Annotated in this window: 16 protein-coding genes; 9 read left to right on the top strand and 7 right to left on the bottom strand. The window is 39.2% G+C overall.

Features of this window, described 5'->3' with window-relative positions:
• Positions 1 to 188, bottom strand: a 188-nt coding sequence (locus DLD82_RS19280; protein WP_281267954.1) for a helix-turn-helix domain-containing protein, incomplete at its 3' end; no start/stop codon positions are given.
• Between the two features lie 317 nt (positions 189 to 505).
• On the opposite strand from DLD82_RS19280, the gene DLD82_RS00715 reads away from it, so the two are divergent.
• Positions 506 to 1,018: a hypothetical protein gene (locus DLD82_RS00715; protein WP_342764495.1), complete on the top strand. Its 513-nt coding sequence runs from the start codon at positions 506 to 508 to the stop codon at positions 1,016 to 1,018.
• Positions 1,019 to 1,234: 216 nt separating this feature from the next.
• Here DLD82_RS00715 and DLD82_RS00710 read toward each other — a convergent pair whose 3' ends face one another.
• Positions 1,235 to 1,639, bottom strand: coding sequence for a substrate-binding periplasmic protein (locus DLD82_RS00710; protein ID WP_109939188.1), 405 nt, complete (start codon positions 1,637 to 1,639; stop codon positions 1,235 to 1,237).
• Positions 1,640 to 2,277: 638 nt separating this feature from the next.
• Between DLD82_RS00710 and DLD82_RS00705 the strand changes: the two genes are divergently transcribed.
• The 5 genes from DLD82_RS00705 (at position 2,278) to DLD82_RS00685 (ending at position 6,523) form a co-directional block, all read left to right on the top strand.
• Complete coding sequence (locus tag DLD82_RS00705; RefSeq protein ID WP_109939187.1) at positions 2,278 to 2,697, top strand: MarR family winged helix-turn-helix transcriptional regulator; 420 nt, start codon at positions 2,278 to 2,280, stop codon at positions 2,695 to 2,697.
• A gap of 17 nt (positions 2,698 to 2,714) precedes the next feature.
• Positions 2,715 to 3,548 carry a DUF169 domain-containing protein gene (locus DLD82_RS00700; protein ID WP_109939186.1) on the top strand — a complete coding sequence of 278 codons (834 nt, stop codon included), beginning with the start codon at positions 2,715 to 2,717 and terminating at the stop codon, positions 3,546 to 3,548.
• A gap of 175 nt (positions 3,549 to 3,723) precedes the next feature.
• Positions 3,724 to 4,860: an ISL3 family transposase gene (locus DLD82_RS00695; protein WP_109939185.1), complete on the top strand. Its 1,137-nt coding sequence runs from the start codon at positions 3,724 to 3,726 to the stop codon at positions 4,858 to 4,860.
• Positions 4,857 to 5,108 carry a transposase gene (locus tag DLD82_RS19480; RefSeq protein ID WP_109939184.1) on the top strand — a complete coding sequence of 84 codons (252 nt, stop codon included), beginning with the start codon at positions 4,857 to 4,859 and terminating at the stop codon, positions 5,106 to 5,108. Before DLD82_RS00695 ends, DLD82_RS19480 begins: the two co-directional genes overlap by 4 nt.
• A 149-nt stretch (positions 5,109 to 5,257) precedes the next feature.
• Positions 5,258 to 6,523, top strand: coding sequence for an APC family permease (locus DLD82_RS00685; RefSeq protein ID WP_109939183.1), 1,266 nt, complete (start codon positions 5,258 to 5,260; stop codon positions 6,521 to 6,523).
• Here DLD82_RS00685 and DLD82_RS00680 read toward each other — a convergent pair.
• Together DLD82_RS00680 and DLD82_RS00675 are read right to left on the bottom strand one after the other, a co-directional pair.
• Positions 6,518 to 8,626, bottom strand: coding sequence for a HAMP domain-containing methyl-accepting chemotaxis protein (locus DLD82_RS00680; RefSeq protein WP_109939182.1), 2,109 nt, complete (start codon positions 8,624 to 8,626; stop codon positions 6,518 to 6,520). The genes DLD82_RS00685 and DLD82_RS00680 overlap by 6 nt on opposite strands.
• Positions 8,627 to 8,678: 52 nt before the next feature.
• Complete coding sequence (locus DLD82_RS00675; protein ID WP_109939181.1) at positions 8,679 to 9,323, bottom strand: type 1 periplasmic-binding domain-containing protein; 645 nt, start codon at positions 9,321 to 9,323, stop codon at positions 8,679 to 8,681.
• Between the two features lie 236 nt (positions 9,324 to 9,559).
• Between DLD82_RS00675 and DLD82_RS00670 the strand changes: the two genes are divergently transcribed.
• Positions 9,560 to 10,138, top strand: coding sequence for a hypothetical protein (locus DLD82_RS00670; protein WP_109939180.1), 579 nt, complete (start codon positions 9,560 to 9,562; stop codon positions 10,136 to 10,138).
• Between the two features lie 62 nt (positions 10,139 to 10,200).
• On the opposite strand, the gene DLD82_RS00665 is transcribed toward DLD82_RS00670, so the two are convergent.
• Positions 10,201 to 11,658, bottom strand: a complete 1,458-nt coding sequence (locus DLD82_RS00665; protein WP_109939179.1) for an amidohydrolase family protein — start codon at positions 11,656 to 11,658, stop codon at positions 10,201 to 10,203.
• A 333-nt stretch (positions 11,659 to 11,991) separates the two neighbouring features.
• Between DLD82_RS00665 and DLD82_RS00660 the strand changes: the two genes are divergently transcribed.
• Positions 11,992 to 12,831: an alpha/beta fold hydrolase gene (locus DLD82_RS00660; protein ID WP_181391172.1), complete on the top strand. Its 840-nt coding sequence runs from the start codon at positions 11,992 to 11,994 to the stop codon at positions 12,829 to 12,831.
• Positions 12,832 to 13,014: 183 nt separating this feature from the next.
• A complete protein-coding gene (locus tag DLD82_RS00655; RefSeq protein ID WP_109939177.1) occupies positions 13,015 to 13,854 on the top strand; it encodes a cyclase family protein in 840 nt (279 codons plus the stop codon).
• Positions 13,855 to 13,974: 120 nt separating this feature from the next.
• Here the strand turns inward: DLD82_RS00655 and DLD82_RS00650 are convergent, their stop codons facing one another.
• Together DLD82_RS00650 and DLD82_RS00645 are read right to left on the bottom strand one after the other, a co-directional pair.
• Positions 13,975 to 14,739 (bottom strand): class I SAM-dependent methyltransferase, encoded by a 765-nt coding sequence (locus tag DLD82_RS00650; RefSeq protein ID WP_109939190.1) that lies wholly within the window; start codon positions 14,737 to 14,739, stop codon positions 13,975 to 13,977.
• Positions 14,740 to 15,096: 357 nt separating this feature from the next.
• Positions 15,097 to 16,848 (bottom strand): PKD domain-containing protein, encoded by a 1,752-nt coding sequence (locus DLD82_RS00645; protein ID WP_146199645.1) that lies wholly within the window; start codon positions 16,846 to 16,848, stop codon positions 15,097 to 15,099.
• Positions 16,849 to 17,295 lie beyond the last annotated feature (447 nt).

The following is a 17,295-nucleotide window of genomic DNA, read 5'->3' as shown; positions in this document are numbered from 1 at the left end:
TTAGGTTGGATTATGATCCGAGTCCCTGGCTTTAATTCTTCTAAAATCCCTTCCTGAACATCGTTAATATCCCTTAAATACCTCCTTACTGTGTTTCGTGAGAGTCCAAGTTCGCGTGCCACTTCTCTAATTGATCCAAGTTTTTCATAAAGATGCTGAATCTCGTGGATGTCAGTCACAGAAATCACCCCAACCACCTGCTGATGGCAGAGTTTCGACGATTACCTTAGGGGTGGGTCAAAATTGAATTGGCGTTTACTTATATAGGTGGGTCACTTTTGAATCGGCGCAAACATATATTACGCTCTATACAACAATGCGAAATCGGAGAGTGACTTTAGTGGTTTTTCCCGTCCAAAATTCCATGAATAAATTGTTCTATATTCAGCAGATTATTAAAATTATTAGATCTGAAGGCTATGGTATTAGGGTTTTTTTGTTAGATCGAGGCTTTTTCTCATGGGAAATTTTTCATTATCTCCGAAACGAGAACATCCCTCACATAATGCCTGTAAAAGCCAGCGGAAAAGAATTGATAGGTTTACTGGCCAATGAAGAAATTCGTCAATTCACGTATTCTTTAAACAAAAATAAAGAAACAACACAAGAAATCGAAATTTTGCGTTATAGCAATTCCAGATGTAAGAAAGATGGCACGGTTGAAAGGAAACATTGTGGATTTGTTGTTTTTGGAGTCGACTGGAATTTGCTGAAAGTCAAACGTGTCTACCGATCACGATTTGCGATTGAATCATCTTACCGGATGAGGAATATTGTCCGACCGAAAACTTCTACCCGAAATCCAGTGGCTCGATATTTCTTCGCAATTGTCTCATTTTTATTAAAAAACATCTGGGTAGTCCTTTTGTTCGAACATTTTCGCAAAAAACAAAGGGGCCCCATTGTCATTAAAAGTGAATGGTTTCGATTTGATGCCTTTATTGATTCCATGCTGGATGCATTAATTGTAATTCGAAATGGTAAAAATGAAAATCTAGATATTGTCCAGGCCAGTTAATTTAAATCAATAAAATCGACACTTGTCGAATTGGCGTCATATCTCCCTTCAATAGCTTGAGCCGTCAAGAAAATCACGACTGAATTATGATTTTGTTAGAAAATTACACATATCTTTTGGTGTGGTAGGTCATAGGAAGGAGAGATATATCCTCAACCTGAATTGTTAACTACTTTTGTAATATTTGCTGAATCAGAAAAATGAAAAATTCATCATTTATGCATTATTTTTAATTGAGAGAACTGTCGATTGTTGGAAACTGTTATTTGTAAAGAGGAGATCACGATCGGTAAAGAAGGGCCCTGCCCATAAGAATTCGTCCTCTCGTTCAGGAGTCCGGGTGATTGTAAAAAGAACCGTATCCGGAGTAGTTTTTACCAGGTTATACCCCTCGGACCAGGGGAGCTCTTTGAATGAACTCCTGTTTATATCACTTCCCATCTTCTGCAGTATCTTCTCGAATAGATCCACAGAGATGCCTTGTAATGTTCCATTATCAACGAAGTTTAGAGGATAGTAATCTTCTGTGATAATCTGAATGTCATTCGGTACAACCGCTCCAAAGCAAAAGAGCGGAAGAGTTAGAAACCCTATGAGGAGAAATATTATAAATCGTTTCATAAATTCAGGTTTTTATGTCAAATGTGTAACTATAAAAACCCACCTGATTTTTTCTTTTTTAATACCTTACATCAAGAATTACCTTTTCTTTGGTAACCGGATTTATTGTGACTCTTCATCGATTTCAGTGGGCATATAGTAGTTAGAATGAAAAATTGAAAATATACTGGTTTATCTAAAGATACATACACCTTCCGGACAAATTGTAAATTGAATTTCCAATTTGTCCACAGCAGATAATCATATGATTCTACGAGCCACCGGAGAAAATTACGAGAATTAGCATCCGGATTTTACATCATTTCTCAATATGGATAAAAAAAGGATCAAAACCAGAGTGATAAAAGAACTACACAATATTCACATCTTACTCCGATATTCGAATATCTCACATTAAAATGAATTCGTCGTTCCAGGATTTTGGGAGATGTGAACCCATAAAATAAGGGAAAAATTAAATGGTCGCTCAGGTAACCTGATTTTATTAAATTTTTGGGCGAAAGGACTCTGGCTCTCCCTGGACTATCTTGTATTCAGGTTTCTAGAAACTTAATTTTAACATTACACTACAAAATCCATTTTAAAATAATAGTTGACCCATCAACATTATATATTTTGTTGACACATCAACTAAATGCATGAGAGAAACGGACGGGCCTTTTGGAAAGTATGTTACTCTGGCATATTGGCTTATCCAGAAACGATTGAACAAAGAATTATCCGAATTTCAAGTAAAAAGTTCGCAATATTCAATATTGCGTTATCTCTACAATCATGATGGATCCAATCAGGAGCAAATAACCAGAGATTTGAAAATTGACAAAGGCCTCTGCTCCAGGGAAGTTAGAAAGCTTGAGGAATCCGGATTAGTCATAAGAAAAAAAAATCTATCCGATAACCGGCAATGGATGTGTTTTCTTACGCCTTCCGGAATGGCACTCAAAGAAGACCTTATCCGGATAGGTGAACAGATCAATGATTCTGTCCTCACCGGATTTACAAAAGAAGAGGAAGAGGCCCTCTATTCTCTCATTAAACGCGTTATTACAAATCTATAATCCAGAGAAAGTGAATCATGGTAATAAAAAGTGAAATTGCTAATAAAGCCGGAATTAAAACCGAACCTGTCGCGATTGTATGGAGCGATACAAAACCAGAAGATGCACTTGAGATTCGACCTGGAACCTGGGCATGTCTCATGTGGTACTATGCAAAAGCAGCACGGGATGGAAAAGTATCTGCAATATCCAGAAATAATTTTGGATGTAGTGGTGGAGCTATGGGAATTGGATTTGGTCGTCCTTTCGAAAAACATTCCTCCGGAAATGAAGAAAACTTTTGCTGTTTCCTATCGAATGGACGAGATGGTTCAAAAAATAAGGATGCCTATGATGCCCGTCTTAATACAATAACCAATCCACATCAGAAAGAAATGCTTAAAAAAGGAGAGCGGATTTTAAAAAACCCATCAATTACCAAAGAATTTCTTAATTCTTTACCATTCTATGATGTTCCAACTGAATATGTTCTCTTTAAACCACTTTCTTCTACAGATCCAAACGAGGTTATTAAGAGTATAATTTTTCTTGTAAATCCTGATCAATTATCGGTATTATCAATTCTGGCAAACTATCATCGTGGTCAGATTACTGATAGTGTAATTGTTGCAGCCGGAGCTGCTGGATGCCAAGCCATCGGAGTATGTACATACAATGAAGAAAATTCTGATAATCCTCATGCTATTGTGGGACTTACTGATTTAATGGCAAGAAAATCAGTCCGGAGAACATTGGGATCCAATATTCTTACATTTTCGGTTCCATATAAATTATTTCTGGAAATGGAAGCAAATGTTCCCGGCAGTATTCTGGAATCAGAACTCTGGATAGAACTCCGGGATGAAAAATAATCGCCTCTTCTGTATTTTGTGTGGGTAACTTTGAGTTAATATTCCTTTGAACCGACTCTCCGCGAAGTGGGGGTGTTTATCCACCCCCACGAGCCTATCCTGAGAAGGGGGAGGGTTCGGGACGGGGGACGGAGTCCCCCTCCCGATTTATAGTATTTCATTCCAATTATACAATATGATTGATACGAAACTCTTTGAAATGGCTCTAAATATTCAATCTCCTTGGTATATTACAAAAATTACTTTTAGTAAGGAAACTAGACAATTAGATATTTGGATAGATTTTCATCCGGGATCTACCTTTGAATGTCCAAAATGCTCTCTTGACGGCTGTAAAGGTTATGATACTGAAGAGAAGACCTGGAGACATCTCAATTTTTTCCAATATCGTTGTGATCTCCATTGTCGAACACCTCGTGTATCCTGTCCAAATTGTGGCATAATTCTTGTCAATGTTCCTTGGGCACGCCAGCGAAGTGGCTTTTCACTTTTGATGGAATCGCTAATTGTAATTATGAGTCATGATATGCCGATTTCTAAAATCGCTGAACTATTTGGTGAAGATGATGGAAAAATCTGGAGAGTTGTAGAACATTACATAAATGAGGCTAGAAAAGAAGAAGATTACTCTGATGTTCAGATAATTGGTGTAGATGAAACATCATCACGGAAAGGTCATAATTATGTCACAGTTGCTGTTGATTTGAAATCCTCAAAGGTAATATTTGCGACAGAAGGTAAGGACCATACGACTTTAGAGCGATTTTCTGAAGATTTCAAGGAGCATAATGGAGATCCAAATTCAATAACTGACATCTGTTCTGATTTATCCAAAGCCTTCATCAAGGGGGTTCATGAGAATTTTCCTGATGCTGTTCACACATTTGATCGTTTTCATGTGATGAAACTTGTAGGTGAAGCGGTAGATCAGGTCAGGAGAACTGAACAAAAGACACAGCCTATTCTCCGAAAAACCAGATTTATGTGTTTAAAAAATAATGATTCGTTAACTAAAAGTGAAGGGCAGAAATTTGCATTACTATCTGAAATGAATCTTAAAACTGCGAGGGCTTACCGGATGAAAGAAGGGCTAAAAAAAGTGTGGAACTGTCTGGATATTGAAACTGCTAATAATCTATTCAATGATTGGTATTTCTGGGCAACGGCTCTGTCTGAAAATCAAGTGATATCACACACTAAATCCTTCTCTAATATTCTGTTTTTTTTTCATTTAGGTCTCTTTATTAGAATAATCCATTGGGTAAGACCAGAACAACCGAGTGATTCTGAAATGATTTTTTATATCACTTGAAAAATCGACAGAGCCGGGCAACCCATAATCGGCTTGAACCATTTATTAAATTAGCGAAATCACTCAAAAATCATAAAACGGGGATTCTCAATAATGTCAAGAATGGGATCAGTAATGGCATTGTTGAAGCGATCAATGGAAAAATTCAGATGCTGAAAAGAGGTGCTCGAGGATATCGGAATATAGAAAACTTTATTACCATGATTTTTCTGCGATGTGGCAAGTTATCTTTAAATCTACCCACATGAAATACGGAAGAGCCAAATAATCTCCTATATCTTCCCTTTTGATCTGTAAATTCAGGATATATCTCCTAAACTCACTAAATAACAACACCTCTTTCTATCAAGTTTCAAGCAGCCACTTTATTGGATAACGATCAAACAAGTAAACATACATGGTTTTCAGACCCACTGACCGTTCTTTACTCCGGTTGCACCATATTGTAGCATTATATATCGGTGCGGTTCTTGGGTGTGGAATCCTCATTCTCCCAGGCCTTGCAGCAGAGATTGCCGGACCTGCATCTCTCATCTCCTGGGGATTTATCATCCTCCTTGCACTACCGATGGCTCTCTGCATGGGTATGTTATCTGCCCGGTTTCCCAACGACGGAGGTGTTTCTTACTTTGTCACTCTGGCGTTTAACGAGAAGATTGGTTCACTTATCGGGTGGTTCTTTCTCGTATCCACCATTATCGGAGTTCCGGTCCTGGCACTAACCGGAGCAGGATATATTGCGTTTGCCTTTGGATTAGAAGAGTCATTCCGGATTGGAATAGCAGTAGCAATACTCTGTTTTGGTATCTTTTTAAATTACGTCGGAATGAGGGTAACAAGCCAGGTCCAGATTACTGTAGTATTAGCCACCATATGCATCCTTGTTGGAGCCATTCTGGGAAGTTTTCGTTCGGTGGATCCAATAAACTTTGTCCCTTTCATTCCGGAAGGATGGATGAGTATCGGCTATGCAACGACCCTGCTTTTCTGGAGTTATATCGGATGGGAAGCAGTAACCCATGTTGCCGAGGAGTTTGAAAACCCGATGCGGGACGTTGTCCGGGGAACCATCATTGCATCCATTATTATCGGACTATTGTACTTCCTGACCGCCTATGTTGTGGTGGGAACTCATGCCTATGGACCGGGAATGTCTGATGTATCCCTTCTCTACCTGATAGAAACCTCATTTGGTACATATGGATCAGTAATAACCGGAATTACCGGACTATTCGTGTGCCTGGCTCCTACCATTTCCTACATTGGTGCTGCTTCACGTCTTGGATATTCGTTAGCAGTAACAGGATATGCCCCATCATTTCTCGCCCGATTATCCCCGAAATATTATACCCAGGTAGGGGGACTCATATTTCTTTCACTCTGTTTTTTCTCAATAATCGGGCTTTACAGGACAGAGTATCTTCCACTGGCATTTCTCATCCAGCTTCCCAATGCCACCTTCATTCTGACTTACATCGGAGGAAGTGCAGCAGGACTTGTTCTCCTAAAAGACAGTAAAATAGCCCTGCTACTCAGTGGAATAAGCCTCGTGTTAACCGCCTGTGTCTTCTGCTTTGTATCATGGGCAGTATTATTTCCGGTAGCGATTGTTCTACTGTGGCATATATACTGTAGCAAAATAAAAAGGCAAAAAAAGTTATGAGGTGGTAAATTTATTCATCTCATTTGAGATTCTCTGAATTGAAGCGGATGCATCTGAAATTGCCTTTGTTACCTGATCTATTGATGAACTAATCTCCTCTGTGGCAGCTGATGCAGCAATTGCTTCCTGTGACGAATCTTTAGTCAGTTTCTCCAGTTCATGAACGCTGGCGGTAATCTCTTCAACAGTTGCTGCCTGCTCTTCAGTATTGGCCGCTACATCACTCACCCGTTTTGAGGCTATTTCAATAGATTCAGCGATTTGTTCAAAGATCTTCATCATCTCTTTTACTGCACTATCACCTGTTGTAACATCCTCCAGGGAACGATTCATTGAATCGGTGACATTCTTTGATTTTTTCTGCAATATTGTTATAAGCCCTGCAATACGTTCAGCAGATATCCGGGATTCTTCGGCGAGTGCCTTCACTTCATCAGCAACCACAGCAAAACCAAGCCCAGCCTCTCCAGCCCGTGCAGCTTCAATTGCTGCATTTAGGGCCAGAAGGTTGGTTTGATCTGCAATGCCACCAATCAGTTCGACAATCGATCCAATCTCTCCCATCTGATCATCAATCTCTTTTACTACCTGGTTTGTCTCTTCAAAAGAGACTTTGATACCCCTCATACCCTGATCTGTTTTTTCAACAAGTTTGGTTCCATCGATGGAGAGAGTATTTGTCTGTTGTGTTAGCCCGGCAACATTCGTGGTTTCTGTAGCGACAGAAGATACTGCTGTTGCCAGGTCATTCATTGCATTCAGGATCTGGTCAATTCCATGCGAAGAATTTTCTGATAAATCACTAACCTTGTTTGCATTAGAAGCAAGAGTATGTGAACCTGCAGCGATCTCTTCAGAACTTGCATTAGTCTCTTCCATCGTCGAAAGCAGGGATTCTACTTCCTGTTTTACATGTGAAATTGCCTTGCCGGTATCAATTCCTATAGTATTGAGAGCATCACGGAATGGAATAAAGTCTCCTTTGACATGAAGGGACTCTGAGAACCTTGACGAATAATTTCCTTGTGCATACTGTTTTGAAAGGTTCATTGCTTCGTTAATCGGACCGATTAAATTTTCGAGGGTAGCATTAAATCCATTGATAATATCTTTATATCCGCCCCGGAATGCAGATTCATTGCCTCTGGCAGTAAGATTTCCTTCTTTTGCAGCGGCGACCAGTTTTTGTGTTTCATCTATGAGATTGCTAATGGTGTCTGCAGTATCCCGAAGAGCCGGACCAATCTGATCCTGGTCGTCCATTATGGAGATATTGGTAACCTTTTCGCCACGTGCTATCTGCTGCATTGAACCGATGACCTGTGTCTGCAGATGTTCAGCAAAGGCATCCATTCTTTCTGCCATCTGACCTATTTCATCAGTCCTGCTCATGTTAAGCCGCATACCAAGGTGTCCCATTCCCATCTCCTGAATCATATTAACTGTCTTGGAAAGGGGACCAGTTATGCTTCTATTGAGAAGAATGGCAAGACCCAGGCCAAATATAAGAGCGAAAATACCGATTATCAGGAAGATGATTGATGAAGTCTGATAGGTCTGAATTATTTCATTTTTAAGTTTTTGTGCCTGTTCCTGATTATATGCCTCTAACTTATCAAGGGCATCCTGGGCAGTGTCTCGTGGAGTTGCGAAATCATCACTATAAATCCCTTCAAGTGCCGCTTCTTCGCGACCAGCATTCATATCATCGATAACAGATCTTAGTTTCTTTTCAAATACCGCCCAGTTTGAATCAAATTCATCCAGAAGAGCAATTTCCTCATCTGAACGGGATTCTGAACGATAGGTTTTTAATTTACCTAAAATATTTTCTATTTCAGCATCGATCTCTTCAAATTTATCTTTCCGCTCATCTTTTGCAAAAACAGTCTTGTAAATATTAATCCGGATATTAAGAAAACTGTTATCCGCATTTAATAGTTGATCGAGTGAGACCAGGTTTTCATCATACATTGCCTGGGCCTTATTGGTCATATCCCCCATCGATATGTACCCAATAAAGGCAATGGCAAGGGCAAGTATCACAATACAGAAAAACCCACCGATTAACTTTCTTTTCATCGGGATATTATCAAGAAACATTTTTTAACCCTCCCCAATTGTATACCGTGATATTATAAAATTCAGAATCTAATTAAAAGTTCCGGTAGGAGAAAAGTATGTTTTTAATTTCCTGGATACAATGACCTGGATACTGGTGAAGATGGATGAGAGATTCTAGTCTTAATTCGTCTCTTTTCAGGTTATCCTCTGCGATAATTCGTTCAGAAATATTTTTTCGTAAATCTGATTCTGTTCTTTTCCGGACCTGTAAGTGATAGAGAAGAATCAGGATAATAATGCTACATAATACGATAATTACGACGGTAATATATAATACCCAGATTGGGACGTTCGTCTGGGCCGGATTATTGATAATCTCGCTTTCCGGTGGAAGACTGGTTTCAGGAATCTGGTGTTTGGATAGGAGAGTATAATCAAAAATGTTCCTGTTCGGGCTGGACCTCACAATCGGGATAGAACCGGCTGGCTCACCGTTTAAAACCCAGGTTGCAAGTTCTCCCGCTTTCACTCCATGATCAAATCCGGTTGTTATTTTTCCCCCCAAAATCCCATGATTCAGCATCAGTTCGCTGTTGCCAAAGACGGGAACATTTGTTTGCGATGATACCAGTTCAGCAAATTCCTCATGGGTAATTACTTTTCCGGATATATCCCGGTTAAATATCTGAAGGAGAATTATACTATCCGGAGGAATCTTTTGTACCTGATGTATCAATTCTGTAATTATAAGATTAGTCAGATAGTGAAGAGTGATGTTTTCTTTTATATCAGGCAGAGTGGCATCAAGGTTTTTTCGGGTAGAAAGTCCGGTATCGGTCTGATCATAAAGTATTATGATTTATTTCTCTTCAAATGAGCTGAATATGGTTTTTTCTTTTTTGTATCACCAATTATTCAAAAAATTTTTCAGCATAATCATATACACCGGAGATAAAAAGTGGTATAGATACTATGTATACCAAACTTGGAACCGGAGTTCTCATGATAGTTCTCCTGATTTCTCTGACTGGAACCTGCTTTGCTGCAGACTCTCCCGGATACCTGGCTACCCTTACCGGAGGAGAAAGCCAGATTGTGAATGGCACAGATGGTATGATGGTTATTACTCTGGACAATCCGGACCAGAAAGTGAATATCACAAAAGAAGACAACACCAGTCAGATTTCTGTAGGTTTGCTTAAGTATGCGGTCCTTCCCATTGATGCAATTACCATTTTTTCTTCTCCGGAGATGAAAACAGCCTCCATAGTAAAGATTGAAAACCTCTCCATTTCAGATAACAACGATAATCTTACCCTGAAAGTAAAACCGCTTGATTACTATGATGGAGAAGTCCTCACGTCCTATGCACAGGATACCGTAAATCTTAAGGAACTGGATGAAAAACTCTTCAATAGTACCGGATTGTATCTTGAAATGATAAATAATATCCCGGAAAATTTTCACAATTCAATCTCACCATTAGAAAAATGCATAGGAGATTGTCATGGTGATTCTCAATGTATATTTGATTGTGATGATTACTGCTAAGAGGATTATAATAAAGACATTTATATAAATAAAAAAAAATCACCAATTTATTCTCATGGGTTTTATTGTTGAATTATCTCTTTTTCAAACTCTACCAGGCTGTTCTCTAACCGGCTAAGGAGTTCTGCCTTCTCATATTCAGAAAGGAAACAGTACCGGATACTATTCTTATTAATCTCCCGAATCTCTTCATATGGGATGTCCGGATGATTCAGAGTAAATATTACATATTCCTGAGTCAGGTTCGTATTTTCAACACCCGGATCATCGGTTGCAAGAATTACCGGGACATCATGAGAGAGGTAAATAAAAACCGGATGCTCCGGACCACTGACATTGAGAATCTGTTCATTGCTGGTAAGCAATATCTCAACCGGAATATCCTTCTCTTTCATGAGTTCAAGAGTTTTTTCCCAGCCTTCTTCCTCCCGGATGGATACTCCGTGGCCGATTCTGGAGGCACTCCCGGTTGTGATTGCATCAGAGATATGGAACCGGAGAACGTTTTGGTCTGTAATCTCATTTGTTAATTCTCCGGCATGAAGCTCAATTCTGACATCCGGGTATACCGAATGGAGATACGCAATCATCTCCATATGAAGATGATAATCATCTGCGGAATATTGATCTGCCTCATCACCGACCAGGGTGATCCCTGAAATTACCGGTGACTGGTTTGCAATCTCAAATGCCTGGAGGAGATCAGTGAAAACCTCTTTTTTAGGATAGAACCTGAGAGCCTCATATATATACCGGATTGTTACGTTTTTTCCATCCGGATGAGAAAGTTCCCCGGATATCTCATCATATGATGAGTGTTTGCCTACCTTTCGCTCACATATCTCTGAAAGGCCGGCGGAAAGGAGATCATCCCTCATCTGAGAAAAATTATCATTCCAAGGAGCACCTGATAGCACATCTCTTACATCATCCCCATTGGTCTGTGAGGTCATCAGTTCCAGATAGAGTATGTTCTCTTCAGCAGCCCGGTCACGAATAGTGGCAAAAACATCTCCATTATAATATGTTACCGGATCAATGAGATCAAACGTATTGAAAAACCAGTCATGACCAGACTGGTTAGTGAATGGAAAACCTTTCATCGTCCAGGACCGGACAAGGTCAGAATAAAGGGTGGAATTCGTATATACGTTGGATACCGGGACCAGACGAGAAGTATCAGAATAGTTATAAGGCTGTCCGGTTACCAGGTCCACTAACAGTCCGTCTTTCGGATTTACGAACAGTCCATGGTTTACAGATATATTGATGATATCATCCGGATGCATCGCACCTGATGCATGGATATGGATATCTCCCCCTTTTGGCATCTCCTTAAAAAATTTTATGAGTTCGTCCGGATTATTTCTGATCTCCTCAAAATATGATGAAATACCAGTATGATGAAGATCAGGATCTGATACCTTCACCGGGCATTGATCCTGATTACATACCTGAAATATCCCTAAATAACAGAGTACCAGTACAATTAGAACAGTATTTACTTTTTGCACATTCATGAAAGATATAGAGTAATGTCATTTTCCAGATGGATGAATTAATCGGACCAGGAGTTTTTATTAAAACTGGAAAAATGGATGTTTAAAAAGATATGAACGGATAATTGAATTTTTAATGATAAAAAATTGGGGAATGGCCTGATATAGATACGATATAACCAACAACCCACGAATTATCACCCGAGAGATATGATATAGTGGTCAATGATACCAGGAGAGATAAAAATATGTATTCATTACCGAAGAGAAGTAATTTAATACGGTTGTAAGTGGTCTGATATACATTATTCTATAACAAATTCATCTTATATCGGAACGATAACCATGAATCACATGCCAAAATGTATAACCAGCATCATAATTACCGCTCTTCTCCTGATAATTTGCGGATTCGTCGTATTTACGAACTTTGATCAAAAACCGGATTTGACCGGAACGGAAATTCAATCAGTATCATTCGAGAAAACTCCGGTTCAATATGCTACAGTTAATGGCGTAACTCTTGGATACAGAGAATTTGGTTCCGGAGAGCCTCTTCTGATGATAGAAGGATTTGGTGCGACCATGGATGACTGGAATGAAACCTTTATCGGTATCCTTTCCTCGAAATACCATGTTTATACCTATGATCACAGGGGAATGGGATATAGTAGTGATGACAATGTTTCGCCTTCAATTTCCCAATACGCAGGCGATGCTGCAGCACTGATGTCTGCTCTTGGATATGACAGTATGCATGTCTATGGTGCTTCCATGGGCTCATCCACTTCACAGCAACTGGCTATTGATCATCCTGACAGGGTTAAAAAACTGATACTGGACTCCAATACCTATAGTGTCCGGATTCCGGAAACAAAGGTACTACTCGGAATTATTGAAGCAGAAGCAAACAATTCTACACAGACTCAGGGTATCCGGAATGAAGCAATAGCAAACCTTGAATGGAACGGATCTTACGACGGGCTTTCCAGTATAGATAAGGATGTAATGTTAGTCGTCGGAACTGAAGATATCCTGACTCCAGATTCTGTTTCTCTTAAGATTGCCGGACAGATTAATGGTTCCTGGCTTGTTCGGTTCAAGGGTCTTCCCCATACCGGGTATCACGTGGCTCCGGTCCAATACGGACAAAATGCCCTGAATTTTCTTGCAATGAATGAATCTCCAATTTAAAAAGATACCAGGAGTGAAAAATAAATACTCTCTTTCCATCTCCGGAAATTTAGAAAAATGATTATTTTCAGGGAGTAATTTCTGAAAATTTTTCGTCTCTTTTTATTCAAAGATAAATTCTGACACATGATGAATGAAAAACCATTTCCGATTCATTATCAACTATCAAAATGTCTTTAATATATGATATCACGGATAACTGAACTTTTCTTTATCTGTATAAGTATCCTTATCTGGGCAATTTCACCGGTTGGAGCGGTAGTTTCTACTACTGATAATCTCACTCCATTATGGGAACAAATGCAGGATTGTCGTTTCGTAGATCTTACCCATACTTTTTATCCCGGTATCCCTCACTGGAAAGGAGATCCGGATGAGAAGGTAGAAACGCTCTACTCCTATGAACCCGGAAATGGAACTCTTGGATCAGGCTTTTACCTGCAATATTATTCCCTTGTCGGTCAATGGGGAACTCATGTTGATCCTCCTGCACATTTTGTCAAAGGTCTCCGGACCCTTGATGAGATAAGTCCCCGGGAGATGATTCTCCCCCTGGTTGTGATAGATGTTCATGAAAAGGTAGCAGAAAATTCAGATTATACCGTTTCAATGGATGATGTTAGGGACTGGGAGACGAGGAATGGTCAGATCCCTGAAGGTTCTTTTGTAGCTCTCCGAACAGACTGGTCAAAACGCTGGCCTGATCAGAATGCAATGCAGAATATGGATCCTGAAGGTGTTGCACATTATCCAGGCTGGAGCAAAGAAGTCCTCACCTATCTCTTCGAAGATTGTAATATCACTGCATCCGGACATGAAACAACCGATACAGACCAAGGCACTGTTGTCAGCCAGGATCAGTACCCGCTTGAGACATACATTCTTTCACAGGATAAATACCAGATTGAACTCCTGACAAACCTAGACCAGGTTCCTGAATCAGGTTGTCTTATTGTGGTTACATTCCCAAAACCCCTGAAAGGATCCGGATTTCCGGCCCGGGTTTTTGCTATCTGCCCGTGAGAAATTTTTTTAACTTTTTTAGCGTATTAAGGACTACCTCATATATAATCATTTAAAAACCGATAAAAGAGGGAATTATTCTTTACATCTATTTATGAGAAAATTGTCCTTTATTCCCTCCTACTTTCCGATATCCGGATTGGTTTTTTTCATGATGAAATAGGTGTATCCATATTCTTTTGAATACTTCTGGAAAATCTCTAACTGCTTTTCGAATCCCCCAATAAGAAACTGTGCATCCTGGTTATCTGCAAATTTATTTTTGAGCATCTCTATCTTTGATTCCAGCGGGGTGTAAAAATTATTCCACCAACCGGTATCCGGAAGCCGGAATGAACCGATGAGTGAATACCCTTCTTTTTGGATCATCTCTTCAATCTGAGAAATCGAGAACATATCCGGAGATATTTCATTAAAGAATTTTTTACATTCCTCTGATGGAGAATCAGTAAACCAGGTAAGGTCTGAAATCATCATATATCCATCCGGCTTTAAGAATTTCTTCCAAGTCTGAAGAGCCGGCAATATTCCGATGATAAACGACGACCCTTCTGCCCAGATGATATCAAAAGACTCATCATCAAACGGCAGGTTGTCCATTGATGCCTGCCGGGTTGTAATTCTTCCGTCAAGTCCGGCTTTTTTTGCCCGGTCACAAAGATCATCAAGAAATGGCTGATGGATGTCTGATGCAGTAATCTCACAGTCCGGACAGATCCTTGCCAGAGCGAGATCCTGCATACCTGATCCACAGCCAATATCCAGGATCTTCCCCCGTTTGGCATCCGAAGGAAGGAAGGAAAAAGCAAACGCCGTTGCTTCATCCATTCCGGGTCCTTGTCTTGGTAATCCTTCAAACATTGAACAAATAAGATTTACGTCCATGATAAAACGCATTAGAATGAAGAGATAAAACCCTTTCTGGTAATCCAGGTTTGGAAAATTCTGAACATTTAGTTCATTTTAACGAAATAGAGAAAAATATTTATGATATAGACACTGGTTGGATCTTAAAATTGAGATTTTTAATTTTCGAATTGAATTTAATGTAAAGCCTTAAAATTACCTTCTCTATACCTTCGATATTCAAAAACAATAACAAACATCTTAAGATATTTCAATGAATATTAGAAAATCTGAAAATTAATTCATTTAGGAAATTTCAAAATAAAAAAAACATTCCGAATTTATCCGAAAGCATTACGATACATTAATGATGAGCACTCCATTTTTAATAAAAACTTATAGTGGTTCAAGAATCACACGACCAAAGAAGCGAATCTGTGGCCATTTCAGGTAATATGATCCGGTCCAGGGTTTATATCCATCTTTTCTAAGTGTAACAATATGTCCCCCTCCCGGAACCAGGTGCTTGAGCATCATGTTATTTGATGTAACCCCGACTTTCTCGGTGTTATCAATCCATATCTCTGCTTTTGTCGGAACAGAACTAATATGAATAAAACAGCCTCTTTCAGAAACAGGGGAGGGAATAGTACAATACTGGGTTAAAGTTTCAGTTTGTTGTCCGTTTGAGATAATTAGAGTAATTGGGTATTGTCCGGCAGATGAATATTGATGAACTATGTTTTGTGTGTAATATTCCGGAATATTATCTCCATCAACATCCCAGCTCCACGATTGAATCCCTATTCCGGTACTGGTGTCTGTGCAGGTTACTGTCATCGAATTATAATCTACGGAAAGGTCAAAATCTGCAGATAGGTCAGTGGATGATGATCCAAGGAAGTAAGAATCACTCACAGCATCCGGATATAAACTGCTCATCATAAGTTTCTGATTTATTTTGGAATAGATAAAACCGGGTTTTATAGTACTCTCATTCTGGTTATTCCAGTTTCCATCCGGAATCAGGAAATTTTTGGTAACCAAAGCATTATTGGTATTATCCTCTCCCTTTATTACATTAAACCAGATAATACCCTTAATGTTCGGATATTTTGCCAGAGTGTTCCGGTTATAGAGGTAGGTAACCTGATTTTTTTTCAGTTCTAATTCATCAGCTGGGATTCCATTTCCGTCTGCACTGGTTTCCATGAAAATCATTGGATGAGTCCGGTTCTTTGCATAATAATTATAAAATCCGGAGAGATCATCAAGATTAGTCGGTCCCTTCTTCCAGGGATACCAGGTCATCCCTACCCAGTCAACATAATCCTGACTTAGCTGGGTGCCGTTATCAGCCGTACCAGGCCAGTAATATATTCTATCCTCTTTTAACTGGGCTACATTTCCGGCCCAAACCACCTGGACCGAGGGATTGGCATTGGCATTAACAATTGTGTAAGCGGATCGAAACATGTTACGCCAGGCTTTCTTATTTTCATTATCAACAGTATCATTGTTGGTTGGATTTACAATTAATTGTGCATTACACTCCAAACCAAAACAGATAAGGATTGTAGCAGGTTTTCCATTTGAATCCGGATATTTTTTACTGAGGGCATCACATTTCACGGCGACTTCTTTCATAATATCTGTTCCACTCATAGGAGTAGAATATGAATTCATTGCGGTAAGATCCAAAAGTCCGTTTTTTTGTAATCCCCAGGGATAAAGGATAAGTACCGGAACACCACCCTGCTCCAGGACTTTTTCAACCCAGACATAAGGGGCAGGTGATTCTGTGTAAGGAATTTTTCCATAATTATTATCCGGATAATATAATAGGTCATAATAACGGGAGAATAGGAGCTGCTTTTCTCCTGAACCCGAGTTTATTGCTTCTACGCCTGCACGGAAGGTTTCAATACCTGTATCTGTTTCTTTTAATTCTTCTGTCAGGTTATCTGATTTACGTTCCCCGTATTCATTGGGATGGTCAAGGATCTGAGTTTCATATGGATTACCCTGTGCCTTCATGTAGTAATTAACACACATGGCATTGTTTGATCCCTGATTTCCCCCCATATATGCTCCGATATAACACCCCTCTGTTTCCAACAGCCCCTCTTTCACCGTAGGGATATGCATTCCGGCTCCCAAAACTCCGGAAATGAACATCCCTATACTACAAAAAAGAAATAGTATTACAAATTTTTTCAAAACCATCATCCACCAGCCAAACATAACCCTATTTATATAGGTTATTTTTATTATGGTGAGTGAATATAAAAAGTCATTCTATAATTCTCAAAAAACCAATGAAAAATTAGTTAAATGTCCAAATTTAATCTCAATCTATCAAAGGAGAGCAAATATATAAAATATAAATGTTTTTATAAAAACAGTATAAAATCTGAATTATTAAATCCAATTTTCAAAAAATATCCGGTCATTAGAATTACCAATCTTTTTATAAATTAAACAGGTAATAATCTTCTCTGTGCTATAATGAAAAATAATATAAAAAAAATTGGCTCATCGCTACTTTGAGTGGGTAATTACAAAACCATAAGGGGAAAATCAAGGGTGGGGGTG

Origin of the sequence: Methanospirillum stamsii (assembly GCF_003173335.1) — an archaeon.
In the GTDB taxonomy this organism is placed as follows: Archaea; Halobacteriota; Methanomicrobia; order Methanomicrobiales; family Methanospirillaceae; genus Methanospirillum; species Methanospirillum stamsii.
The sequence above is the reverse complement of the archived record's forward strand: the minus strand, read 5'-3'. Positions and strand labels throughout refer to the sequence as shown.

Coding starts and splice junctions, on each gene's coding strand:
- DLD82_RS00665 (WP_109939179.1), bottom strand. CDS start 11,658: ATGAATGTGCAAAAAGTAAATACTGTTCTAATTGTACTGGTACTCTGT.
- DLD82_RS00695 (WP_109939185.1), top strand. CDS start 3,724: ATGATTGATACGAAACTCTTTGAAATGGCTCTAAATATTCAATCTCCT.
- DLD82_RS00715 (WP_342764495.1), top strand. CDS start 506: ATGCCTGTAAAAGCCAGCGGAAAAGAATTGATAGGTTTACTGGCCAAT.
- DLD82_RS00680 (WP_109939182.1), bottom strand. CDS start 8,626: ATGTTTCTTGATAATATCCCGATGAAAAGAAAGTTAATCGGTGGGTTT.
- DLD82_RS00670 (WP_109939180.1), top strand. CDS start 9,560: ATGTATACCAAACTTGGAACCGGAGTTCTCATGATAGTTCTCCTGATT.
- DLD82_RS00645 (WP_146199645.1), bottom strand. CDS start 16,848: ATGCATATCCCTACGGTGAAAGAGGGGCTGTTGGAAACAGAGGGGTGT.
- DLD82_RS00700 (WP_109939186.1), top strand. CDS start 2,715: ATGGTAATAAAAAGTGAAATTGCTAATAAAGCCGGAATTAAAACCGAA.
- DLD82_RS00685 (WP_109939183.1), top strand. CDS start 5,258: ATGGTTTTCAGACCCACTGACCGTTCTTTACTCCGGTTGCACCATATT.
- DLD82_RS00710 (WP_109939188.1), bottom strand. CDS start 1,639: ATGAAACGATTTATAATATTTCTCCTCATAGGGTTTCTAACTCTTCCG.
- DLD82_RS00705 (WP_109939187.1), top strand. CDS start 2,278: ATGAGAGAAACGGACGGGCCTTTTGGAAAGTATGTTACTCTGGCATAT.
- DLD82_RS00650 (WP_109939190.1), bottom strand. CDS start 14,739: ATGGACGTAAATCTTATTTGTTCAATGTTTGAAGGATTACCAAGACAA.
- DLD82_RS00660 (WP_181391172.1), top strand. CDS start 11,992: ATGCCAAAATGTATAACCAGCATCATAATTACCGCTCTTCTCCTGATA.
- DLD82_RS00655 (WP_109939177.1), top strand. CDS start 13,015: ATGATATCACGGATAACTGAACTTTTCTTTATCTGTATAAGTATCCTT.